15 protein-coding genes, 2 rRNA genes and 1 pseudogene are annotated in these 24,019 nt (G+C 69.8%); 5 read left to right on the top strand and 13 right to left on the bottom strand.

Annotation, left to right across the window (positions count from 1 at the left end; genetic code table 11):
* Window positions 1-23 precede the first annotated feature (23 nt).
* The 8 genes and pseudogenes from UIS43_RS18785 to acs all read right to left on the bottom strand — a co-directional run bounded on the left by UIS43_RS18785 (window position 24) and on the right by acs (window position 13,443).
* Window positions 24-3,117: ribosomal RNA gene (locus tag UIS43_RS18785) — 23S ribosomal RNA — on the bottom strand.
* A 331-nt stretch (window positions 3,118-3,448) separates the two neighbouring features.
* Window positions 3,449-4,981 (bottom strand): 16S ribosomal RNA (locus tag UIS43_RS18780).
* Together the 16S and 23S rRNA genes form the textbook arrangement of a ribosomal RNA operon.
* 579 nt (window positions 4,982-5,560) lie before the next feature.
* Complete coding sequence (locus UIS43_RS18775) at window positions 5,561-6,034, bottom strand: histidine phosphatase family protein (RefSeq protein ID WP_358456555.1); 474 nt, start codon at window positions 6,032-6,034, stop codon at window positions 5,561-5,563.
* 201 nt (window positions 6,035-6,235) lie between these two features.
* A complete protein-coding gene (locus UIS43_RS18770; RefSeq protein ID WP_370011075.1) occupies window positions 6,236-8,656 on the bottom strand; it encodes a sodium-translocating pyrophosphatase in 2,421 nt (806 codons plus the stop codon).
* A 607-nt stretch (window positions 8,657-9,263) separates the two neighbouring features.
* On the bottom strand, window positions 9,264-9,797 hold the full coding sequence (locus UIS43_RS18765) for a DUF309 domain-containing protein (RefSeq protein ID WP_232051734.1): 534 nt from the start codon (window positions 9,795-9,797) through the stop codon (window positions 9,264-9,266).
* A 96-nt stretch (window positions 9,798-9,893) separates the two neighbouring features.
* Window positions 9,894-10,643 (bottom strand): annotated as a pseudogene (locus UIS43_RS18760) (alpha/beta fold hydrolase); the annotation flags it as partial.
* A gap of 114 nt (window positions 10,644-10,757) precedes the next feature.
* Entirely contained in the window at window positions 10,758-11,234 is a 477-nt protein-coding gene (locus UIS43_RS18755; RefSeq protein WP_370011073.1) for a phage holin family protein, read from the bottom strand.
* A gap of 238 nt (window positions 11,235-11,472) precedes the next feature.
* Window positions 11,473-13,443: an acetate--CoA ligase gene (gene acs / locus UIS43_RS18750; protein WP_013156318.1), complete on the bottom strand. Its 1,971-nt coding sequence runs from the start codon at window positions 13,441-13,443 to the stop codon at window positions 11,473-11,475.
* Between the two features lie 242 nt (window positions 13,444-13,685).
* Between acs and UIS43_RS18745 the strand changes: the two genes are divergently transcribed.
* The 5 genes from UIS43_RS18745 to UIS43_RS18725 all read left to right on the top strand — a co-directional run bounded on the left by UIS43_RS18745 (window position 13,686) and on the right by UIS43_RS18725 (window position 19,801).
* Entirely contained in the window at window positions 13,686-14,498 is an 813-nt protein-coding gene (locus UIS43_RS18745) for a hypothetical protein (protein ID WP_041553438.1), read from the top strand.
* A gap of 1,073 nt (window positions 14,499-15,571) precedes the next feature.
* Entirely contained in the window at window positions 15,572-16,945 is a 1,374-nt protein-coding gene (gene ssd, locus UIS43_RS18740; protein ID WP_370011069.1) for a septum site-determining protein Ssd, read from the top strand.
* Window positions 16,942-18,093 (top strand): TadA family conjugal transfer-associated ATPase, encoded by a 1,152-nt coding sequence (locus tag UIS43_RS18735; protein ID WP_013156315.1) that lies wholly within the window; start codon window positions 16,942-16,944, stop codon window positions 18,091-18,093. Before ssd ends, UIS43_RS18735 begins: the two co-directional genes overlap by 4 nt.
* Window positions 18,078-18,758, top strand: a complete 681-nt coding sequence (locus UIS43_RS18730; protein WP_041553436.1) for a type II secretion system F family protein — start codon at window positions 18,078-18,080, stop codon at window positions 18,756-18,758. Before UIS43_RS18735 ends, UIS43_RS18730 begins: the two co-directional genes overlap by 16 nt.
* 332 nt (window positions 18,759-19,090) lie before the next feature.
* The gene (locus UIS43_RS18725) at window positions 19,091-19,801 is read left to right on the top strand and encodes a type II secretion system F family protein (protein ID WP_013156313.1); all 711 of its coding nucleotides are present in this window, start codon (window positions 19,091-19,093) and stop codon (window positions 19,799-19,801) included.
* Between the two features lie 40 nt (window positions 19,802-19,841).
* On the opposite strand, the gene UIS43_RS18720 is transcribed toward UIS43_RS18725, so the two are convergent.
* From UIS43_RS18720 to UIS43_RS18700, 5 genes are all read right to left on the bottom strand, one after another.
* Window positions 19,842-20,087, bottom strand: coding sequence for a hypothetical protein (locus UIS43_RS18720; RefSeq protein ID WP_210745552.1), 246 nt, complete (start codon window positions 20,085-20,087; stop codon window positions 19,842-19,844).
* 407 nt (window positions 20,088-20,494) lie between these two features.
* Entirely contained in the window at window positions 20,495-20,851 is a 357-nt protein-coding gene (locus UIS43_RS18715) for an Rv3654c family TadE-like protein (protein ID WP_013156311.1), read from the bottom strand.
* 5 nt (window positions 20,852-20,856) lie between these two features.
* Entirely contained in the window at window positions 20,857-21,207 is a 351-nt protein-coding gene (locus tag UIS43_RS18710) for a TadE family type IV pilus minor pilin (RefSeq protein ID WP_081461789.1), read from the bottom strand.
* Window positions 21,185-21,394: a DUF4244 domain-containing protein gene (locus tag UIS43_RS18705; protein WP_358171372.1), complete on the bottom strand. Its 210-nt coding sequence runs from the start codon at window positions 21,392-21,394 to the stop codon at window positions 21,185-21,187. The genes UIS43_RS18710 and UIS43_RS18705 overlap by 23 nt, the downstream gene beginning before the upstream one ends.
* Window positions 21,395-21,549: 155 nt before the next feature.
* Window positions 21,550-23,844, bottom strand: coding sequence for a DEAD/DEAH box helicase (locus tag UIS43_RS18700; RefSeq protein ID WP_370011063.1), 2,295 nt, complete (start codon window positions 23,842-23,844; stop codon window positions 21,550-21,552).
* Between the last annotated feature and the right edge of the window lie 175 nt (window positions 23,845-24,019).

Genomic DNA, 24,019 nt, shown 5'->3' with positions numbered 1-24,019 from the left:
TGCGCGAACATCCAATTATCTGCAGCGGACAAGCCCTCGGCCTATTAGTACCGGTCAGCTCCACCCCTCACAAGGCTTCCACACCCGGCCTATCAACCCCATCGTCTATAGGGAGCCTTACCCCCTCAAGGAGGCAGGAGACCTCATCTCGAAGCAAGCTTCCCGCTTAGATGCTTTCAGCGGTTATCCCTCCCGAACGTAGCCAACCAGCCATGCCCTTGGCAGGACAACTGGCACACCAGAGGTTCGTCCGTCCCGGTCCTCTCGTACTAGGGACAGCCCTTCTCAAGTCTCCAACGCGCACAGCGGATAGGGACCGAACTGTCTCACGACGTTCTAAACCCAGCTCGCGTGCCGCTTTAATGGGCGAACAGCCCAACCCTTGGGACCAACTCCAGCCCCAGGATGCGACGAGCCGACATCGAGGTGCCAAACCATCCCGTCGATATGGACTCTTGGGGAAGATCAGCCTGTTATCCCCGGGGTACCTTTTAGCCGTTGAGCGACACCGCTTCCACACGCCGGTGCCGGATCACTAGTCCCAGCTTTCGCTCCTGCTCGACACGTCCGTCTCACAGTCAAGCTCCCTTGTGCACTTACACTCAACACCTGATTACCAACCAGGCTGAGGGAACCTTTGGGCGCCTCCGTTACTCTTTGGGAGGCAACCGCCCCAGTTAAACTACCCACCAGACACTGTCCCCGAACCGGATCACGGTCCAAAGTTAGATGCCCGAAACAGTCAGAGTGGTATTTCACCAACGCCTCCACCGCCACTAGCGTGACAGCTTCACCGGCTCCCACCTATCCTACACAAACCATCCCAAACACCAATGTCAAGCTATAGTGAAGGTCCCGGGGTCTTTCCGTCCTGCTGCGCGAAACGAGCATCTTTACTCGTAGTGCAATTTCACCGGGCCCATGGTTGAGACAGTGGGGAAGTCGTTACGCCATTCGTGCAGGTCGGAACTTACCCGACAAGGAATTTCGCTACCTTAGGATGGTTATAGTTACCACCGCCGTTTACTGGCGCTTAGATTCCCAGCTTCGCAGGGGCGAACCCCCACTAACCAGTCCTCTTAACGTTCCAGCACCGGGCAGGCGTCAGTCCGTATACAGCGTCTTACGACTTCGCACGGACCTGTGTTTTTAATAAACAGTCGCTTCCCCCCGCTATCTGCGACCCCACCCAGCTCAGGATGCAAGATCCGTCACCAGACAGGGCTCCCCTTCTCCCAAAGTTACGGGGACAATTTGCCGAGTTCCTTAACCATGGTTCACCCGAACGCCTCGGTATTCTCTACCTGACCACCTGCGTCGGTTTAGGGTACTGGCCACACACGAACTCGCTAGAGGCTTTTCTCGACAGCATGGGATCACTCACTTCACCAAAAACGGCTCGGCATCACGTCTCAGCTCATATAAGAGGCGGATTTGCCAACCTCTCAGCCTACACGCTTACCCCCGGACAACCACCGCCGGGTAGAGCTACCCTCCTGCGTCACCCCATCACTTACCTACTACAAGCTCGGTTCCCAGACCAGTAAGTCAAAGCTCCCCGAAGGGACCCAAGACCACCAGCGTGGTTAGCATCACCTGATTCAGTACTGGACGCTCGTGCACGGGTACGGGAATATCAACCCGTTATCCATCGACTACGCCTGTCGGCCTCGCCTTAGGTCCAGACTCACCCTGGGCGGATTAACCTGCCCCAGGAACCCTTAGTCAATCGGCGGCAACGTTTCTCACGTTGCTATCGCTACTCATGCCTGCATTCTCACTCGCACGCCCTCCACCACACGATCACTCGGCAGCTTCACCGGACGCACGACGCTCCCCTACCAACCCACACATGCGTGTGAGCTTCACAGCTTCGGCGGTGTGCTTTAGCCCCGCTACATTATCGGCGCAGAACCACTTGACCAGTGAGCTATTACGCACTCTTTAAAGGATGGCTGCTTCTAAGCCAACCTCCTGGTTGTCTCAGCAACTCCACAACCTTTCCCACTTAGCACACGCTTAGGGGCCTTAGCTGATGATCTGGGCTGTTTCCCTCTCGACTACGAAGCTTATCCCCCGCAGTCTCACTGCCACGCTTCACTTAACCGGCATTCGGAGTTTGTCTGACGTCAGTAACCTTGTCGGGCCCATCAGCCAAACAGTAGCTCTACCTCCAGCAAGAAACACGCGACGCTGCACCTAAATGCATTTCGGGGAGAACCAGCTATCACGGAGTTTGATTGGCCTTTCACCCCTACCCACACCTCATCCCCCAGGTTTTCAACCCTGGTGGGTTCGGGCCTCCACGAGGTCTTACCCCCGCTTCACCCTGGACATGGGTAGATCACTCCGCTTCGGGTCCACAGCATGCGACTCAAATCGCCCTATTCAGACTCGGTTTCCCTACGGCTACCCCACCCGGGTTAACCTCGCCACACACCATGACTCGCAGGCTCATTCTTCAAAAGGCACGCCATCACCAAAGACAAGCTTCAGCTCTGACGGCTTGACAGCACACGGTTTCAGGTACTATTTCACGACCCCTCACCGGGGCACTTTTCACCTTTCCCTCACGGTACTAGTGCACTATCGGTCACCAGGACGTATTTTGGCTTAGCAGGTGGTCCTGCCAGATTCACACGGACTTTCACGGGCTCCGCGCTACTCGGGAACACATCAACGTCTAGCCGGTACCTTCATCTACGGGACTCTCACCCACTCCGGTACCGCTTCCCAACGGTTTCAACTAACACCGACATCAACGCTCCAGGCCGGCAGACCTGAACAGATATGTCCCACAACCCCGCAAACGCAACGACTGCCGTCTATCACACGCCTACGGTTTAGCCTCTTCCCCGTTCGCTCACCACTACTAGGAGAATCACTGTTGTTTACTCTTCCTGCGGGTACTGAGATGTTTCACTTCCCCGCGTCACCACCAACCACCCTATACATTCAGATGGCGGCAACCCGACACAACTCGGGCTAGGTTTCCCCATTCGGACACCCACGGATCACAGCTCGGTTGACAGCTCCCCGTGGCCTATCGCGGCCTCCCACGTCCTTCATCGGCGCCTGGTGCCAAGGCATCCACCGTGTGCCACTATCACTTGGCCACTACAGATAATAAGATGCTCGCGCACACTATTCACAAATCAAAACACCAACCGCATACCCCAACACCACTCACACCACCAGGATCCTCGTCCTGACGACACTGAGAGTTCTCAGAGGCGGTCCGCGGGAACCAACACCCGACCAGACCCCAAAGGACCCAGGCCGGAGGTTGCTTCCTCAGACACCCAACAGCGCGCCCCCGGACGCTTCTAGTCGCCCGAGGTCAAGTTCAATTTGTCTTTGAGCCATCCTGGATACTGCACGCAGCACCAGGTCCACTTTCGAGTCCGGCCGGCTGTAGAAGTAATGCCGACCTGTAAAGACTCCTTAGAAAGGAGGTGATCCAGCCGCACCTTCCGGTACGGCTACCTTGTTACGACTTCGTCCCAATCGCCAGCCCCACCTTCACTCACTCCCTCCCACAAGGGGTTAGGCCGCAAGTTTCGGGTGTTGCCGACTTTCATGACGTGACGGGCGGTGTGTACAAGGCCCGGGAACGTATTCACCGCGGCGTTGCTGATCCGCGATTACTAGCGACTCCACCTTCATGGGGTCGAGTTGCAGACCCCAATCCGAACTGAGACCGGCTTTTAGGGATTCGCTCCACCTTACGGTATCGCACGCCCATTGTACCGGCCATTGTAGCATGTTTGCAGCCCAAGACATAAGGGGCATGATGACTTGACGTCATCCCCACCTTCCTCCGAGTTGACCCCGGCAGTCTCCCATGAGTCCCCACCATTACGTGCTGGCAACATGGAACAAGGGTTGCGCTCGTTGCGGGACTTAACCCAACATCTCACGACACGAGCTGACGACAGCCATGCACCACCTGTCACCCGCCAACTAAATGACCTCACATCTCTGCGAGTCCACGGGTGATGTCAAACCTTGGTAAGGTTCTTCGCGTTGCGTCGAATTAAGCAACATGCTCCGCCGCTTGTGCGGGCCCCCGTCAATTCCTTTGAGTTTTAGCCTTGCGGCCGTACTCCCCAGGCGGGGCGCTTAATGCGTTAGCTACGGCGCGGAAACCGTGGAAAGTCCCCACACCTAGCGCCCAACGTTTACGGCATGGACTACCAGGGTATCTAATCCTGTTCGCTCCCCATGCTTTCGCTCCTCAGCGTCAGGTAAGGCCCAGAGACCCGCCTTCGCCACCGGTGTTCCTCCTGATATCTGCGCATTTCACCGCTACACCAGGAATTCCAGTCTCCCCTACCTACCTCTAGCATGCCCGTATCCACTGCAGAACCGGAGTTAAGCCCCGGTCTTTCACAGCAGACGCGACACGCCGCCTACGAGCTCTTTACGCCCAATAATTCCGGACAACGCTCGGACCCTACGTATTACCGCGGCTGCTGGCACGTAGTTAGCCGGTCCTTATTCCCCACCTACCGTCAACCTCCAGAGAACTGGAAGCCTGCGTTGGTGGTAAAAGAGGTTTACAACCCGAAGGCCGTCATCCCCCACGCGGCGTCGCTGCGTCAGGCTTTCGCCCATTGCGCAATATTCCCCACTGCTGCCTCCCGCAGGAGTCTGGGCCGTGTCTCAGTCCCAGTGTGGCCGGTCGCCCTCTCAGGCCGGCTACCCGTAATCGCCTTGGTAGGCCGTTACCCCACCAACAAGCTGATAGGCCGCGAGCCCATCCCTGACCGAAAAACTTTCCACCCTCCACCATGAGGTGGCGGGTCGTATCCGGTATTAGACGGCGTTTCCACCGCTTATCCCAGAGTCAGGGGCAGGTTGCTCACGTGTTACTCACCCGTTCGCCGCTCGTGTACCCCGAAGGGCCTTACCGCTCGACTTGCATGTGTTAAGCACGCCGCCAGCGTTCGTCCTGAGCCAGGATCAAACTCTCCATAAAGGTCACTCAACCCGACCCGCGTCCCCCGAAGGAGCCGTCTGGGCGGGTAAACCTAGAAGTAATCCTGACCAACCGGGTCACCCCGGCTAATCAAAGGAACCTCCGCACACGAACCGAGTGGTTCTGTGTGACGGGGCCAAAACAAACATGGCTTAAAGAAAATCAAACACGCGCTGTTGAGTTCTCAAGAAACAACCGCTCTTCGTGTACAAGCTGCTGTGAGCTTTTCCACCGAAGGCGTTGTGCGTTTCCGCTTTGTTGTGTCTTTACTTTATCAGGTGTTCCGCGCCCCGCCAAATCGGCGGTTCGGGGTGTTTCTGATCGGGGTAAAGCCCGTTTCCTGTTTCGCTTCCGTGTTTCCCTGGAAGCGCCCTCCGAGCCTACCCGCACCGAAGCAGTGCTCGGAACGGTGATTCGGAGGAAGGAGGGGTATCCGGCACGCCCGCAGAAAATCGCGTTCGTTTCGCTCGGAAGGGTGTCGCAGCCCCTCGCGGCCCTGGGCCGTTCGGTGGCGACTCGGAGTACATTACCCGCGGCCCGGGGGTCCGGCAACTCGAAGTTGACGTGTCGTGGGTCACACTAGTTCAGCAGTGTGCCGGAACCGGTTCCCGGGGCGGCGTAGAGCCACTCCACCTCCAGCTCGACGACCGCGACCGTGGCCGGTGGATAGGCAACCGGATTCCCCAGGAAGGCGCCGGCCAGCTGGGCCACCGTCGGGTTGTGCGCGACGACCAGGACCGTCCCCGCGTCGGGATCCACCTGGTTCACCAGCTCCAGGAGTGTGTCCACCCCAGCCGAGTACGCCGCCTCGGAGTAGTCCACCTCCGGGCGGACCCCCGCTTCCATGGCCCCGAGCACACCGTCCAGCGTCTGCCGCGTTCGCCTGGCCGCGGAGCAGATGACGTGGTCGGGCACGTACCCCCGCTCGGCGAGCAGGCGGCCGACCGCCTCGGCCTGGCTCCGGCCCCGGTCGGTGAGACCGCGTTCGAAGTCCTCGAACCCGTTCTCGGCCTGGGCGTGCCGCATCAGCAGCAGCCTCCGCGCGCCGCTCACGGGGAGACCGCCGTCGCGACGACGGAGAGGGCCACGATGAACGCCACCATGGCACCCACGATGACGAACAGTCCCTTCATCCCGGACACCGGGAACCACCCCTTCGCTCGCTCGGCTGTGTTCCCAGGTTAGGCCCCGCTCCCACACGGGCGCGGCCGCCCGGGGGCTACCCGGGCGGCCGCGGAGGTCGGTGCTCCCTACCTACTTCCCCTCTCCGGCGCGGGCCTCCTCCTTGCGGTCGTCGGCGCCGTCCGCGGCGTCCCCGCCGACACCGCCGTCCCCGGCAGGGGAGACCTCACCCTTCGGCGGGGCTCCGCCTCCGGTCTCCGGGGCGCCCTTGGGCGCGGACCGGCCGCCGGTCTCGGCGAGGTCGGTCTCGGTGCCTCCCCCGCGGCGCTTGGACCACAGGATGGCGCCGACGAGCACGGCGACGGCCGCCACCGCGATCCCCGCCCGCAGGACGACGTTGTCGGCGTAGATCACCACGCTGGGCGCCACGATCAGGGCGACGAGGTTCATCACCTTGAGCAGGGGGTTGATGGCGGGACCCGCGGTGTCCTTGAAGGGGTCGCCGACCGTGTCGCCGATGACCGTGGCGGCGTGGGCCTCCGAGCCCTTGCCGCCGTGGTGGCCGTCCTCGACGAGCTTCTTGGCGTTGTCCCAGGCACCGCCCGAGTTGGACAGGAAGACGGCCATGAGCACGCCCGCGGCGATGGCGCCGCCCAGGAACGCGCCGAGCGGGGCGTAGCCGAGGGCGAAGCCGACCGCGATCGGCGCGAGGACGGCCAGCAGGCCCGGGGTGACCAGCTCCCGCAGCGAGTCCTTGGTGCAGATGTCGACCACGCGCGCGTACTCGGGCTTCTCCGTGCCGTCCATGATCCCCGGACGGGTGCGGAACTGGTCGCGCACCTCCATGACCACGCGACCCGCCGCCCGGCCGACCGCCATGATGGCGAGCCCGGAGAAGAAGAACACCACGCTGGCGCCGATGATGACGCCGACGAGCACGTCGGGCTGGTCCAGTGAGAGCGAGAACGCCTCGTCGGCGTCGCCGAGCTGGGCCTGCACGGAGGTGCGGAAGGCGCCGAAGAGCGCGGTCGCGGCCAGGACCGCGGTCGCGATCGCGATGCCCTTGGTGATGGCCTTGGTGGTGTTGCCGACGGCGTCGAGCCCGGTGAGGATCTCCGCGCCCGGGCCCTCCACGTCGCCGGACATCTCCGCGATGCCCTGGGCGTTGTCGGAGACGGGGCCGAAGGTGTCCATCGCCACGATGATGCCGACGGTGGTGAGCAGGCCGGTTCCGGCGAGGGCGACGGCGAACAGGCTCAGGGTGATGGAGCCGCCGCCGAGCAGGAACGCGGCGTAGACGGCTCCGGCGATGAGGAGGGCGGAGTAGACGGCCGACTCCAGGCCGACGGAGATGCCGGAGAGGATGACGGTCGCCGCGCCGGTCTCGGAGCTGTCGCCGATCTCGCGGACGGGGCGCCGGTCGGTCTCGGTGAAGTAGCCGGTGAGCAGCTGGATGGCGGCGGCGAGCACGAGGCCGATGAGGACCGCCGCGACCGCGAGGATCCTCGGGTCCGGGTTGGTCCCGGCCTCCTCGATCTCGGCCAGGACCTGCGGGCTGACGCCGGAGAGCTGGTCGAAGCTGGAGGGCAGGTACCAGAAGGCGGTGCCGACGACGAGCGCGGCGGAGATCGCCGCGGAGATGAAGAACCCGCGGTTGATCGCCGACATCGCCGTCTTGTCCCTGGCGCGGGGGGCGACCAGGAAGATGCCGACGATGGCGGTGAGCACGCCGATCATGGGGACGAGGAGCGGGAACACCAGTCCCTCGGTGCCGAAGGCGACGCGGCCGAGGATCAGCGAGGCGACGAGCACGACCGCGTAGGACTCGAACAGGTCCGCGGCCATGCCGGCGCAGTCACCCACGTTGTCGCCGACGTTGTCGGCGATGGTGGCGGCGTTGCGGGGGTCGTCCTCGGGGATGCCCTGCTCGACCTTGCCGACGAGGTCGGCGCCGACGTCGGCGGCCTTGGTGAAGATGCCGCCGCCCACGCGCATGAACATGGCGAGGAGGGCCGCGCCGAAGCCGAAGCCCTCCAGGACGATGGGGGCGTCGCCCCGGTAGAGGAGGACGACGAGGGCCGCGCCGAACAGGCCGAGGCCGACGGTGATCATGCCCGCCACTCCGCCGGTCCGGAAGGCGATGCGCATGGCGGTGCGGTTGGAGGCGTCGTCACCGCCCCGGGCGGCCGCGGCGACCCGGACGTTGCCGCGCACGGCGAGCCACATGCCGATGAATCCGGTCGCCGCCGACAGCAGGGCGCCGAGGGCGAAGAAGACCGACCGGCCGATCGCGATGGCCCACGAGTCGGCCGGGAGCAGGAGCAGCAGGAGCGGGATGAGGACGACGAAGACCGCGAGGGTGCGGAACTGTCGTTTGAGGTAGGCCGCCGCTCCTTCCTGCACCGCGAGCGCGATGCCGCGCATTCGCTCTGTGCCCTGCCCTGCGGCGAGGACCTCACGTACCAGCACGCCCGCGACGGCGAGTGCCAGAAGGGCCACCACCATGACGATGATGACGAGGGTGAAGTCGGTGCCTGCCAGTGATAGGGCCATGCCGCCTTCAGCGGCGAGGTTGAGCCCAGACAATCCGTCCTCCTTGAGACGGGCACGACCTTTTCGGCCCCGTCCACGGGAGAACGCGCGGAACGGCTCGCCCTGTGGGCGCCGGTCCTCGCGGTCGTGGACGTACCGCCGTCCGGAAGGAGCCTGAGCTGGCTCGACGGCACGCTTGGCGGGGTCGAAGCGGTGCCACCTTTGGTTGTGGTGCGTACCGCCCGTGCCACGTGTTCACGGGCGGTGATCCGGGGAGTCTACGCACGGCGACAAAGAAAGGTGAGAGCCGAGCCCGCCATTCCTCAAGAAAATCCGAAGATGTGATCTTCCGGTGATCTCAGGAAAAGGATAAATGCCTTTTTCAGTGATATGCAGCTTATATAACATCTCATAATGCCGCAATGCGATGTTAACGCTAAAGCGTGCATAAGCCCACAAAAAGTGAATCGGCCCCGCAGGCCACACAGACCTCACTAGTCACAGGAAGTGCTGGTGCCACGGGGCCCTCCGCGGGGTCCGCCACCGGTCCGCGGCGGGAGTCGCGGGCGCGTGCGCCCACGACCGAAGAGCGCCTGCCGCGTCGGCCGGAGGACACGCTTCTCGGCGGTTACCCGCCGAGCAGGCGCATCCCCGAAGGGTCGATCCCGTCACCCGGGCGGGCGCGCCCGGCGTCGAGGTCGTCGGCCAGGGCGCGGGCGAACGCCGCCACCCCCGCCACGTCCACCCCGTGGGGGGCGTCCGGCCCGAACGGCTCCACGCGGTCCGCGCCCCGCCTCAGCAGACGTGCCGCGCCGACCATGTTGCCGCGCTGCGCGTGGGTGACCCCCACGGCCGTCTGGGCGAGGCCGCGCCACAGTTCCCGCTCGGGGTCGGGCGCGGACTTCCACACGGCTTCGAGGACCTCGTGGGCGGTGAAAGCGTACCCCTGGTCGAGCAGCCGCTGGGCCTCCTCCAGACCTTCCTCCGCGGAGAACTCGGCGTCGTCGGGGACCCGCTCCACCTCGCCCCGGCTCCCGTGCGGCATCGGGCGCCCGTACCGGTCCCGGGGGCGCTGGTTCTGCGCCTGCCCGGTCTCGTTGCGGTCCCGCCCGCCTCCTCGGCCCCCGGACTCCCGGTGCCCGTCCGCGGTCTCCGTCGCCATCAGTGCCTCACCGCCGTTCCCCCTCGCCTGCGAGGACTCCGTCCGCCTCACCGCCGAGACCTCCGCGAGCCACTCGACGAGCGCGCGGGAGACCTCCTCCGGTCGTTCCTCGTGCGGGAAGTGTCCCGCGCCGTGGACCTGCCTCCAACGGTAGGGCCCCGTCACCACGCCCCGTGAGGCGCGTGCCGGTCCGGGCGGGCACACCGGGTCGAGGGTCCCGTGGAGCTGGAGGACGGGGACGCGCACGGGAGCACGGCGCATCCGCGCGTCGTAGCGGAGTCCGTCCGTGCGCCACCGCGACCGGAAGATCCAGCGGTGGCTCTCCAGGGAGCAGTGGGAGACCTTGGGGATGGCGAAGGCGCGGCGGTAGTGCTCCTCGGCCTCGGTGTCGGGCCAGCCGGGGCCCGACCACTCCCGGAGCAGGTCGCCCACGCGTTCGCACCCGTCGCTCAGGAGCCGGTGCTCGGGGAGGATCGGCAGCTGTGCCCGGAGCATGTGGCGGACGCCGGGACCGCCGGAGGCCAGGACGCGGGCCGCTCGCAGCGGGTGCGGCGACGACACCGCGGCCAGGGCGCGCACGGTGCCGGGGTGGTAGGCGGTCATCGTCCAGGCGACGAGGCCGCCCAGGCCGTGCCCGACCACGGCCGCGTCCCGTGAGCCGAGGGCGCGGACCAGTCCGGCGGCGTCCTGGGCGAGGGTGACGAGGTCGTAGCCGCGCGGGGTCTTGTCGCTGGCGCCGTAGCCGCGCAGGTCCGCGGCGACCGCGCGGTAACCGGCGTCGGCGAGCGCGGTCAGTTGGGCGCGCCAGGCCCACCAGAACTGGGGGAAGCCGTGGAGGAGGAGCACCAGCGGCCCGTCACCGGCCTCGGCGACGTGGAACCGGGCCCCCGCCGCGCTGACGGTCCTGTGGGTCCAGGGGCCGTCGACGTAGGCGGCCGAGTCGTCCAACAACGCGCGGGCCTACCGGGCCGCGGGAGCGGACGCCTCGGCGGTCTCGACGGCGTTCGAGGGCGGGCGGATGTCGCCGCGCAGGATGCCGGCGAAGCGCGAGGTGGTCAGCGCGGTGCGCTGGAGGCCCTCCCGCTTGCGCAGGGTGGCGATCGCGTACAGCGCGACGGCCGCGGCGAGCAGCAGGTAGACGAGGGTGACGATGCCGAAGCTGGCCCAGCCGGGGAGCCCGGCGACCTCGTACAGGACGAAGGCCCCGGTCACCGAGAGGAGGATGACGAAGATGTGGGCGAGGACCCCGACCACGGCGAAACCGGCCACGCCCTTGCCGATCTTGGCCGCGTCGGCCTTGGCCTCCAGCTTGGCCAGCTTGATCTCCAGGCTGACCAGACGGGAGATGTTGCCCGTGGCCTCTGAGACCAGTTCGCTGATCGAACGGTCGGTGTCCCTGGTGGCGCCAGGTTCACCGGTACCCGGCTTCTCCGCCATCGTGGAGGTTCCCTTCTCTCGGTCCGAACGCACGGATGATCCTCCGCATCCTCGCACATACCCCGTCTCGGACGTCTCTCACGGCACGCACAACGGCGCCGCCGCCTCCGGTCGCACGGGCGGCGGGCGCGGGTCCCCGGACCGGGGAAGGCGGGGGGAGGGAGGGGAGACAGCGAACGGCGCCCCGGACCGGGGCGCCGTTCACCGGTGGCCGAGGGGCCCGCGCGGGCCCCTCGGCTCAGTCCTCCCGCTTGGCGGAGGGCAGCTGCTTGGCGATGACCTCCATGATCGAGGAGTCGGTGAGCGTGGAGGTGTCGCCGACGGCCCGGTTCTCGGCGATGTCGCGCAGCAGGCGCCGCATGATCTTGCCCGAGCGGGTCTTGGGCAGCTCGGGCACCGCCAGGAGGCGGGCGGGCTTGGCGATCGGGCCGAGCGAGGTGCCGACGTGGTTGCGCAGTTCCTGGACCAGGTCCTCGGGGACCTCCTCCTCGCCGCCGCGCAGGATCACGAAGCCGACGATGGCCTGGCCGGTGACCTTGTCGGTGGCGCCGACGACCGCGGCCTCCGCCACGCGCGGGTGGGAGACCAGCGCGGACTCGACCTCGGTGGTGGAGATGTTGTGGCCGGAGACGAGCATGACGTCGTCCACGCGGCCCAGCAGCCACAGGTCGCCGTCGGCGTCCTTCTTGGCGCCGTCGCCGGGGAAGTACAGGCCCTCGAAGCGCGACCAGTAGGTGTCCTTGTAGCGCTGGGGGTCGCCCCAGATCCCGCGGAGCATGGACGGCCACGGCTCGCGGATGACGATGAAGCCGCCCTCGCCGTCGGGGACGGACTCGCCCTGCTCGTCCACGACGTCGGCGACGATGCCGGGGATGGCCCGCATGGCCGCGCCGGGCTTGCCGGAGGTCACGCCCGGCAGGGGGCTGACCATGACGGCGCCGGTCTCGGTCTGCCACCAGGTGTCCACGACCGGAGTGCGGTCGCCGCCGATGTTCTTGCGGTACCAGACGTAGGCCTCGGGGTTGATGGGCTCGCCCACCGAGCCGATGACGCGCAGGCTGGACAGGTCGAACTTGGCGGGGATGTCGTCGCCCCACTTCATGAAGGTGCGGATCGCCGTGGGGGCCATGTAGGCGATGGTGACCTTGTACTTCTCGATGATCTCCCAGAAGCGGCCCTTGTGCGGGGTGTCCGGGGTGCCCTCGTACAGGACGGTGGTGGCCGCGTTGGCGAGCGGGCCGTAGACGATGTAGGAGTGGCCGGTGACCCAGCCGATGTCGGCGGCGCACCAGTAGACGTCGGTCTCGGGCTTGAGGTCGAAGACCGCCCAGTGGGTGTAGGCGACCTGGGTGAGGTAGCCGCCGGTGGTGTGCAGGATGCCCTTGGGCTTGGCCGTGGTGCCGCTGGTGTACATGATGTACAGCGGGTCCTCGGCGTCGTGCGCCTCGGGCGTGTGCTCGGTGCTCTGGGACTCCACGACGTCGTGCCACCACACGTCGCGGTCGGTCCACTCGACGTCCTGGCCGGTGCGGCGGACGACGAGGACGTTCTCGACCGCGGGGCGGTCGGCGACGGCGGCGTCCACGGCGGGCTTGAGGGCGCTGGCCTTGCCGCGGCGGTAGCCTCCGTCGGCGGTGACCACGAGCTTGGCCTGGCTGTCGTCGAGGCGCTGGCCCAGGGCGTCCACGGAGAAGCCGCCGAACACGACCATGTGGACGGCGCCGAGACGGGCGCAGGCGAGCATGGCCACGACGGTCTCGGGGATCATCGGCATGTAGATGGCGACGCGGTCGCCCTTGCGCACGCCGAGTCCGGTCATGGCGTTGGCCGCCTGGGAGACCAGGTCCTTGAGCTCGGCGTAGGTGATGGTGCGGGTGTCGCCGGGCTCGCCCTCCCAGTGGTAGGCGACCCGGTCGCCGAGGCCGTTGGCCACGTGCCGGTCCACGCAGTTGACGGAGGCGTTGATCCTCCCGCCGACGAACCACTTGGCGAAGGGCGGATTCCACTCCAGGGCGGTGTCCCAGGGCTGTTCCCACTGGAGCCTGCGGGCCTGCTCCTCCCAGAAACCGAGACGGTCCTCGTCGGCCCTGGCGTAGGCGTCGGCCTTGACGTTGGCGTCGGCGGCGAGCGCCTCCGGGGGAGGGAAGCTGCGCGTCTCGTGGAGAAGGTTGGACAGTGTCTCCTGGCTCGCGGGAGTGCTGTCGGCCACTGTGATTCTCCTTACGTAGGCTGGTTCACACCCAATTAATCATGTCGTGCGATACCCCGTGAACAGGCGGGGTGGCGTCCAGCGGCGGGGAAGGCCGGGCGCGCGACGAACGGGCGGCGAACGGTCGCCCTGCCGCGACGAGCGGTCGCGGGGAACGGTTCGCGCGCTGTCGTCGGCGCGGGCCGCCGACCCGGCCCGCCGGTGTGGGCCGCCCGGGTTACCGGCGCGTAGTGTTGTTTTCCGTGAGCGAACCGACTTCTTCCCCCGTGTCCGACCCGTTGGCCCGGATCGCCGAGCTGCCCGGTGTGGCCGACGCGGTCGCCGAGACGCGGACCCTGGTCGACCGTCTGTTGGGCCACCGCGTGCTGCGCCGCCGCAGCAGCGACGTGTCCATGGAGTCCGCGCTGCGCGGCGCGGTCGCGTCGGCGGCGCTGGAGGGCGCCGAGGTCTCGATGGAGGAGATCCGCGAGGGGCACGTGTACGACACGCGCGTCAAGGGCGCGCTTCGGGTATCCGGAGAGCTGGGGAGCCTGGTGGACACCTGGCCGAGGGCTCCGCGCCAGGCCCTGGCCCGGCTGCACACGCTGGCCGCGGCGGACGCGGTGTCCGCGGACGCGCTGGGCCGTCCCCGCAGGGCCGGGGAACGCGTCGAGGACCCCCTGGGGCTGGGCCCGGCCCCGGCTCCGGAGACCGCGATGGCCAGGCTGGAGGGCCTGTACTCGCTGCTGGGCGCGCGCACGTCGGTGCCCGCGCTGGTGATGTCGGCCCTGGTGCACGGGGAGCTGATGGCGGTCCGTCCGTTCGGGTGGGGCGACGGTCTGGTGGCGCGCGCGGCCGAACGGTTGACGCTGGTGGAGCGGGGTCTGGACCCCAAGTCGCTGGTGCCCTCCGAGCTCGGCCACCGGACGCTGCGGGACGAGTACGGGCCGGCGCTGCGCGGGTACATGGGCGGCACCCCGGAGGGCGTCGCCGGGTGGGTGGCGTACTGCTGCCGCGCGGTCCGCGCGGGGGCGCAGGACTCGCTGGCCACCTGTGAGGCCCTCAAGCGCGGCTGAGCGCGGGGCGCCGGCTTCCGGGCCGGAGGTCTCGAAAGCGCCCGGGGCGCGCGAGGCGCACGGACGGGCCGGAGGCCTCGGTGGTACGCGGAGGTGCGCGAGGCGCGCGGAGAAGCCGGGAAAGGACAACAACTTTTGACGGTCGGCAACTGTGCGCGACCGAAATGTTGAACACTAATCGGTTATTTACCGACCGGTAGGTTCAGGAAGAGTATCGGTTCGATCACGCTTGCCGGTTCCACAAGGGGGCGGGGGCGGCACGGCCCTTGCGTGCGCACAGGACGAACGGCGCCCCGTCCTGTCTCCCGGGGCGCCGCCTCCGACACGTTCCGCCGGGTTAGCAGGCGTCCATTTCCCTAGCCTGACCAGGCAGGACATCAGCCTGTCCGATCTAGACGGGCCTCACGGGGCCAAGTGGCGCGTGGGTTCCCGGTTGTCGTGTCGGGGTGGTTCTCAGCCACCGACTGCTTTCTTTCTACGCCGATGTTCCGGCGACGAAAAGGCGGTTGACCCGAATTTTTGCCCTTGATTCCAGAACCGATACGGAACTCTGCGTGGTAACGTCTGTCCCGTCGTTCCCAAGAGGGCGGGCCGCCCGCTTCGCGCCTCCGCCGTACGCGCCCCATTTCGCGTTCCGGTGGTATCCCTCTTCGCCGAATGACGTCCGTGTGCCTTCCGGTGGTCGCGAGAGCACGTCTCTTCGCCGACCCTCACCAGAGAGCGGACCCGGTCCTCACCCCCCGGGACCGGCAACCCCGCGTGGCGGCCTTCTCCCCCTGTGAAGGCGAGTCCCCGCGTCCGCTCATCTCGCCTGTCGGGCGGGGGTGCGTATCCGCCCCCGTATACGCATCCCGCCCGCCAGGTGAACCGGACCGCGAACGAACCCGGACCCGGCTGATCCGGGTCGCGGACACACCAGGCCACAGCCGAACCGGTCCGCCCATCTGCGCGACGCCCGGCCTCCCCTCGCCGATCCGAGCCCCGCCGACGTTGTCCACAGCTTCGAATCGGGGCTTTCGCCGTCGTGCCCGGTCGGCGAAGGTCGAGGAAAGCCCCTCGACCCGGGAGGTCCCATGGACGCCCAGCACCGGCCCCTGCTCGCGACCGCAGACCCCCTCCTCCTCGACGACCTCCTCAGGCTGGCCACCGCCGCCTCCACCGAGGTCACCGTCGCCCACACGCCCGACCGGGCGCTGAGTCTGTGGCCGCGCGCCCCGCTCGTCGTGATCGGCGCCGACCTGCGCGCGCTCCTGCGGGCCGCCGACCCTCCGCCGGGCCGCCACGTGGTCGTGACCCGGGATCCCCGGGAGGCCGACGCCGGCGGGGACCCTTCGGGGGAGGGGGACGCGCCCCCGGTCGCCGCGGTGCCCCGGCCGCGCGTCCCCCCGGACCGGTACCGGCCGGGCGCCCACGCGCAGGGCTCCCCTCCGGGCGGTCCGGAGGAGGCGTACCGGCCGGGCACTCCCGCGGGGCGCTCCTCGCCGGACGCCCCAGCGGAGGCGTACCGGCCGGACCTCGCCGCGGAGCACCCGACCTCGGACATGCGCGTGGCCGGGCACCGGTCGGGCGTTCCCCTGGAGGCCCCGGCCTCGGACGCCGCCGGGGAGGGGTCCCCGCGGGGGTTCCGGGAGGCGCGCGTGCTCCTGCTGCCCCGGGACGAGGCGCTGCTGGTCGACCTGCTCGCGAGGGCGTCCTCCCCCGGCCGGGCTCCGGCGCCCACGGTGTCGGTGGTCGGCGGCCGGGGCGGTGCCGGGGCCAGCCTGCTCGCGGTGGCCCTCGCCCTGGCCGGTGAGCGCGCCGGACGCTCCACCGCCCTGCTGGACGCCGACCCGTTCGGGTGCGGCCCCGACGTCTACCTCGGGTGCGACCGGGGCCCCTCCCCCGGTCCCGAGCGGTGGACCGGCTGGGGCGACCTGCTGCGCAGGCGCGGCCGGGTGCGCTGGCGCGACCTGCGCGCCGGACTGCCGGGGACCTCCCGGGTGTCGGTGCTGACCTGGACGCGCGGCCCGGAGCCGACCGGCCCCCTGCCGGTGGGTGCCGTGCGCGCGGTCCTGTCCTCGGCCAGGGACGGCACCGACCTGGTGGTGGCCGACCTGCCGCGCTCCTTCGACCCGGCCACCACCGTGTTCCTGAACCGATCCGACCTGGTACTGCTGGTCGTCCCGGCGGACGTGCCCTCGGTGGTGGCGGCGACCAGGACGGTCGCCCGGCTGCGTGGGGAGACGCGGACCGTGCGGCTGGTGGTGCGCGGCGCCCGGGGCGAACTGAGCGCGGACGTGGTGTCCAGGGCCTTGAAGGTGGACCTGGGCGCGGATCTGCCGTCCGAGCCGGGGCTGGCCCGGTCGCTGGCCGCGGGGGACGTGCCCGCCCGCCATCCCCGTTCGCCCCTGGCCCGGTTCGCCGACCGGGTCGTCGCGGGCCTGCCCGCGCTGGAGGAGGTCCGGTGAGCCCCCTGGTGGAGGCCGTGCGCAACCGCCTGGTGGCGTCCGGGGTGCCGGTGAGCCCGTCGAGCGTCGCTGCGGCGCTGCGCGCCGAGGGAGGTCTGCTGGGCGACACCGAGGTGCTGTCCATGACCCGCCGTCTGGCCGCCGACCTGTCGGGGGCGGGGCCGCTGGAGGAGCTCATGACGTCGGGGGTCACCGACATCCTCGTCAACGGTCCCGACGAGGTGTGGGTGGACGACGGCGGAGGCCTGCGCCGGGCCGGGGTGCGCTTCGAGTCGGCGGACGCGGTGCGCCGACTGGCCCAGCGGCTGGCGGCGCAGGCGGGGAGACGGTTGGACGCGGCCGTGCCCTACGTGGACGCCCGGCTTCCCAGCGGCGCGCGGCTGCACGCGGTGCTGCCGCCGGTGGCGCCCGCCGGGGCGTGCGTGTCGCTGCGGCTGCCTCCCCGGCGGGTGTTCACCCTGGAGCGGTTGGCCCGGCGGGGGACGGTCACCCCGTGCGGGGCCGAGCTGCTGCGGTCCCTGGTGGCCTCGCGGGTGCCGTTCCTGGTCAGCGGGGGCACCGGCACGGGCAAGACCACGCTGCTGTCGTGCCTGCTCTCCCTGGTGGACCCGGGGGAGCGGATCGTCCTGGCCGAGGACTCCCCCGAGCTGCGGCCCGAGCATCCGCACGTGGTCCGCCTCCAGACCCGTCCGCCCAACATCGAGGGCAGCGGCGAGGTGTCGCTGGAGACCCTGGTCCGGCAGGCGCTGCGGATGCGTCCGGACCGGCTGGTGGTCGGCGAGGCGCGCGGGCCGGAGATCGTGTCCTTGCTGGGCGCTCTGAACACCGGGCACGAGGGCGGCGCGGGGACCCTGCACGCCAACGGCGCGGGCGACGTGCCCGCCCGGGTGGAGGCGCTGGGGTGCGCGGCCGGACTGGACCGGGCCGCCGTGCACAGCCAGCTGGCCGCCACCAGGGTCATGGTCGTGCACCTGGTCCGGGACTCCGGCGGGCGGCGCCTGGCCGAGCTGCGGGTGCTCAGACGCGGTTCGGACGGGCTGGTGGAGGCGGTGCCGGCGGTGTCCTTCGGTCCCGACGGCAGCCGCCGGGAACACGCCGGGGCGGACGAGGTGGCCGCCCGGCTGGGCGGGGGGTGGCGCCGGTGGTGACCGCACTGGCGGCCTGTTCGGGAGGCCTGGTGCTGCTGTGCCTGGTCCCCGGGGCGCGGCGCAGCCGGTTGGCGTCCCTCCTTCCCCGGCCCCGGCGGCCGGTGTCGTGGTCCGTGGACTGGCGGGCGCTGGCGGCCCGTGCCGGTGAGGGCGCCCGGCGCCGCGCCGCGGTGGTGGTGCTGTGCCGGGTGCTGGCCGCCGAACTGCGCGCCGGGCAGCCGCCGGAGGAGGCCCTGCGGATCTCCGCCGCCGAGGCGGGCCCGCTGGTGGGCTCCCTGACCGACGCGGCGTCGTTGCGCCGCGAGGCCGAACGCGAACCGGACCTGTGGGCACTGGCCTACCTGGCGGTGTGCTGGGAGGTGGCCGCGGACACCGGGGCGGGTCTGGCCGAGGTGGTGGACGCCCTGGCCGCGAACCTCACCGAGCAGGAGGAGCAGCGCACGGAGGCCGCCGCGCGCACCACCGGTCCGCGCACCACCGCGATCGTGCTGGCCGCCCTGCCCGCCGTCGGACTGCTGTTGTCCTCGGGCCTGGGCGGATCGCCGCTGGTGTTCCTGTTCACCACGCCGCTGGGGTTGGCCTGCCTGGTGGGCGGGGTGGCCCTGGACGCTCTCGGGACCTGGTGGACGCTGCGCATGGTGCGCTCGGCGACCGCCTTTCCCTGACAGGACCCGGGCAACGGGACGCGGACGGCGGACCCCGTCCGGGGGACTGACGGATGCCCGTCGGAACGCCTCGGCCGGAGGCCTGGCCCGGGTACCCCGGCAGCGGTCTCCGGTCCGGAGATCTGGGTCGGACGCCTGTCCAGCAGGTCCGGGGCCTCGACCGGGGAACTGACCGGAGGCCCGTCCGGGTGCCCCGGTCGGGAGCCCGACTCGGAATTCGGGCCCAGGGCCTGGGCGTCGGCCGTCGAGCCGGGCCCGGGGAGGGACGACTGGCCACGGTCGGCATCGCTCCGGCCGCGGTGGCGCAGCGCGAGGAAGAAGAGGGAGGACGGATGTTCCTGACGGTCGCCGCGGTTCTGGGAGCCGCGTGTGTGTGGGTACTGCTGGGCGGGGGAACGGCGCGCGGACTGCGTCCGCCCTCCCGTGCTCCGGCCGGGCCGGGGCTGCCGGTCCGCCTGCTGGGGCCGACCCTGGCGGGGGCGTTCGCGCTGACCGTCGCGGTGGCCCTGTTCGGCGCGGTCGGGGGCCTCGTCGTGGCCGGGGTGTGCGCCGCCCTGTGGGTGCGCGCCCGCAGGAGCGCCGGTTCCCGTTCTCAACGGCTGCCGGTGACCGCCGACCTGCCCGTGGTGATCGGTCTGCTCGCCTCGGGCATCCGCGCCGGGGCGACGGTGCCCGCCTGCCTCACTGCGGTGTCCCGGGCGACGCGGGGAAGGCTGGGGGAGGAACTGGCCGCGGTGGCCGAACAACTGCGCCTGGGCGCCGCTCCCGCCGAGGCCTGGCGGCGCCCGGCGCTGCCCGAGCCCCTCGTCCCGGTGGGGCGCGACCTGGCCCGGGCCGCCGACACCGGGGCACCGGTGGCCGACCTCCTGGACCGGCACGCGGTCGATCTGCGCCGGACCCTGCGGGCCCGGGGGACGGCACGGCTGGAGCGGCTGGGCGTGCTGGTGGTGGCGCCCCTGGGTCTGTGCTTCCTGCCCGCGTTCGTGCTGATCGGCATCGTGCCGATGGCCGCCGAGCTGCTGTCCCGGGCCCTGGGCGGTTGAGGTCCCGGGCCCGGTCGCGTGTGCGGCGGCGCGGTGGCGGTCAGGGTTGCCCGTCCCGGGAGCCGCGCCGCCGCTGGCCCTCGTAGGGGACGGGGAAGCGGGGCCAGCCCACGGACAGGCGCAGCACCGGCACCACGACGCACAGCAGCACCAGGATTCCGGTCGAGACGTTGCCGACGATCCGCAACGCCGTACCGGTCGGGGTCGGGGCTGCGGCCGTGCGGTACACCACCGGTTCGCTGAGGGGCGAGGGCGCGTCCGTCGCGTCGCGTGGGCTCTTCCGCACGGGGCGGGACGGTTCCGGGGAGGCGGGGACCGGTGACGGTTCGGCGCACCGCTCGGGACCGGCGGAAGGGGCCGTTCGGCCGGAGTTCTCGAGGGCTCCGAAGCCGACGGGTTCGTCGGAGCGGAGGGGGTCATCGGAGCGCGCGGCCTCGGTGGGCCCGTTGGAGGAGGCCGGATCCTCTACACCGGTAGCGCCCGTTCTACCTTGGGGTCCAAGGGCGTGGGTGAGACCGGCGGAACCAGCGGCGTGCGCGGAGTTCTCGGGAGCGATGGAAACACCGGAGTGGTCGACACCGAGGGGATCTGTGATCTGTGGCGCGGGCGAGGCGGGGCAGGGCGGTGCGCCCCCGGGCTGGGCGGGGGCTCCCAGCAGGAGGGCGCACATCAGCACGGAGACGGGGGCAGGACTCATTCCACTTCCTCGGAGGAGACGGCGGCCGGTCCGGCCAGGGAGCGCGCCCGGACAGGCCGTTCGATGAGGGACGAGGAGACCGCGACCACCACCTCGGCGGTGGAGCCGGTGAGGACGCAGGATTCGAGGGAGGCGCGGTTGGCCTCGGCGGTGTCGCGGGCCCGCGCGCAGGCCCGTTCCGTTCCGTGGACGGCCTCGGCGGCGGCAGCGAGTGCGGCCAGGTCGGCCGCGGTGGTGGCGCGGTCGCGGTCGAGCCGCGCCGCGGAGGTCGCGAGGACGGCGAGGGTGACGAACCAGAGCAGCGCCCCCAGGGCGACCCACCAGACGGTGGCGGAACCGGAGTCTGAGCGCACCGGGGTCAGCTCCCGGGTTCGAGGGGGACGGCGGCGCTGCCGTCCACCGGCAGGGAGACCCCCGGGCCGAACAGGAGTCGCGCCCGTACGGTGACGCGGGCCATGCCCCCGTCCTCGGACAGGTGCACGTCGGCTCCGTCGGGAGCGGCGGTCAGCGCCAGGGAGCGGGCGCGGTCGTGGGGTTCGCCGCGGGCCAGCGCCCGGGCGCCCAGGCGCGCCGCGTCGGCGCAGGAGAGCTGGGCCGACGCGGCCTGGACGGCACCGAGGGCCACGGCCAGGACGAGCAGCAGGGAGGGCAGCACCATCGCCGCCTCCGCGGTGGCCGAGCCCCGGTCAAAAACCCGAGCCGAGCGCATTGACCACGAGATCGGTGAGGACGTCCTCGACCGCACCGCTGGTGAGCACGGCGTAGAGGACCCCGGCGAAGGCGACCGCCGCGATGGTGCAGAAGGCGTACTCGGAGGTCGTCATCCCGGCGTCCGCCGGGGACGGCGCGGCGGTGGGCGGGGACGCGGGAGGGGGCATGGGCACGGGAGCGGACATGGCGGCCTTCCTGGTGGGGGGCCGTCTGCTCCGGCCCTCTTCCTCCAGGTTCGGCGGGCCGGAGCCGACGCGAAAGCCCCTTCCCCAGCCTGTGGATAACTCCCTCCGCGCCCCCGCACTTCGTCCACAGGCTGTGGACGGCCTCGTCCCGGCCGTCAGTCCTCGCCGTCCGCGAGGACCTCGTCGAGCAGGCGCAGCGCGCCGGCCTTGCTCAACGGCTCGTTGCCGTTACCGCACTTGGGCGACTGGATGCATGACGGGCAGCCCTGGTCGCACTCGCAGTCGGCGATGGCCGCGCGGGTCGCGGACAGCCACTCGCGCGCCGCCGCGTACCCCCGTTCGGCGAAGCCCGCGCCGCCCTCGTACCCGTCGTAGACGAACACCGTCAGCCTGCCGGTGTCACCGTGCACGGAGGTGGACACCCCGCCGATGTCCCAGCGGTCGCAGGTCGCCAGCAGCGGCAGCAGCCCGATCGCGGCGTGCTCGGCGGCGTGGGCGGCGCCCAGCAGCCCCACGTCCTCCCGGCGCAGCCGCTCCTCGCCCTCGGCGGGCAGCGTCCACCACACCGCGCGGGTGTCGAGGGTGCGCTCGGGCAGGTCCAGCGACTGCTCCCCCAGGACCGAACCGGTGCGCACGTCCCTGCGCAGGAACCCGACCACCTGGCGCACCACCTGCACCTCGCCGAAGTACACGGTGGCCCCGCTCGGCCACTCCTCCTGGCGCAGCACCGACCGGACCGTGATGTCGGTGGTGTCGCGCGCCCAGGTGCTGTAGGGCGGCTCCGCCGGGTGGACCAGGGCGACGCCCTCGTCGAGGTCGAGGTCGTCGACCAGGTACGTGTACCCCTGGTGCAGGTACACCGCGCCGGGGTGGACGGTGCCGTGGGCGGCGGGCTCGTCGACCTCGCCGAGCAGCTGGCCGCTCCCGGTGTCGACGATCTGTACGGGAGGCCCGCCCGACCCGCGGATATCGGCTAGGTCGCTGGCCCGCTCGTTACTCGTCCAGAACCAGCCCCGTGGACGCCTTCGCAGCAGGCGGCGTTCGACGAGTTCGGCGAGCCGCTCCTCGGTCGTCGCTCCGAAGAGAACGAAGTCGTCCTTGGTGATCGGCAGCTCCTGGGCGGCCGCGCACAGGTGCGGCCCCAGGATGTGCGGGTTTTCCGGATCGAGGACGGTCGCTTCTACGGACCGGCCGAAAATGGCCTCCGGGTGGTGCGCCAGGTAGGTGTCCAAAGGGTCGTCACGGGCGATGAACACCGCCAGCGCGTCCTCCCCGCGCCGTCCGGCACGGCCCGCCTGCTGCCACAGTGACGCGAGGGTTCCCGGCCACCCGGCGATGAGCACCGCGTCCAGACCGCTGATGTCCACCCCCAGCTCCAGGGCGTTGGTGCTGGCCAGGCCGAGGATCTCCCCCGAGCGCAGGGCCTCCTCCAGCTCCCGGCGCTCCGAGGCCAGGTATCCGCCCCGGTAGGCGGCCACCCTCCCGGCCAGGACGTGGTCGCCGCGCTCGGCCAGCAGGCGCTGGGTGGTCAGCGCGACCACCTCCGCACCCTGCCGGGAGCGGACGAACACCAGGGTGCGCACACCGTCGCGGACCAGGTCGGCGAGCATCTCGGCGGCCTGCGAGGGCGCCGTCCTGCGGATCGGCGCCCCGTGCTCGCCGGTCAGGTCGGTCAACTCCGGCTCCACCAGCGCCACGGACATCCCCGGACGCGGGGAACCGTCCCGGCTGACCGCCGTGACGGGCACGCCGGTCAGCCGGGCGGCGCTCTCGGCGGGGCTGCCGGAGGTGGCCGAGGCGAGCACGAACACCGGACGCGACCGGTAGCGGGCGCACACGCGGCGCAGCCGACGCAGGATCTGCGCGACGTGCGAGCCGAAAACCCCCCGGTATCGGTGCGCCTCGTCGATCACCACGTAGCGCAGCCGACGCAGGAAGCGCGCCCACGCCCCGTGGCGGGGCAGGATGCCGTGGTGCAGCATGTCCGGGTTGGTGAGCACGTAGTTGCCGTGCTCGCGCACCCAGGAGCGCTCCTCGGCCGGGGTGTCGCCGTCATAGACGGCTGTCCGCATCCCCGGCAGGGAGAGGTCCGTTATCCACCGCAGCTGGTCCTGGGCGAGCGCCTTGGTCGGGGAGAGGTAGAGCACGGTTCCGCCCGCGTCAATCGCGTCCGCAGCGGGTAGGAGGAAGGCGAGTGACTTTCCCGAGGCGGTACCCGTGGCTATGATCACATCACGGCCCGAACGTGCGAGGTCGGCGGCTTCGGCCTGGTGGGACCACGGTCCCGTGATCCCCCTGTCGGCGAGCCGTTCGACCAGGTGGGGCGCGGTCCACACCGGCCACTCCCCGCTCACCCCGTCGTTGCGGGCCACGTGCTCGATGTGGGTCACCTGTGGGTACCGGGTATCGTCACGCCACACACCGGGAAGCACGGGCTCCGGTCGCCTCATCCGAGACCCCTCCTCAGTGGTACGCGTTCGAGGCCCGCAGGCGCCTCTCACCCAAGGGTGGAGCACTGGGACATTGGTTTCAGTGTGACATCCGGGGGAACAGTGGCGCGGTGTCACGGTTTTTCTGTGCATCACAGGAAGACGCACTCGACACGCGTGGTTGAATGCGTGCTGG

This window comes from Nocardiopsis sp. LDBS0036, assembly GCF_041228755.1.
Lineage (GTDB): Bacteria > Actinomycetota > Actinomycetes > Streptosporangiales > Streptosporangiaceae > Nocardiopsis > Nocardiopsis dassonvillei.
This window is presented reverse-complemented; position numbering and strand designations above follow the sequence as displayed.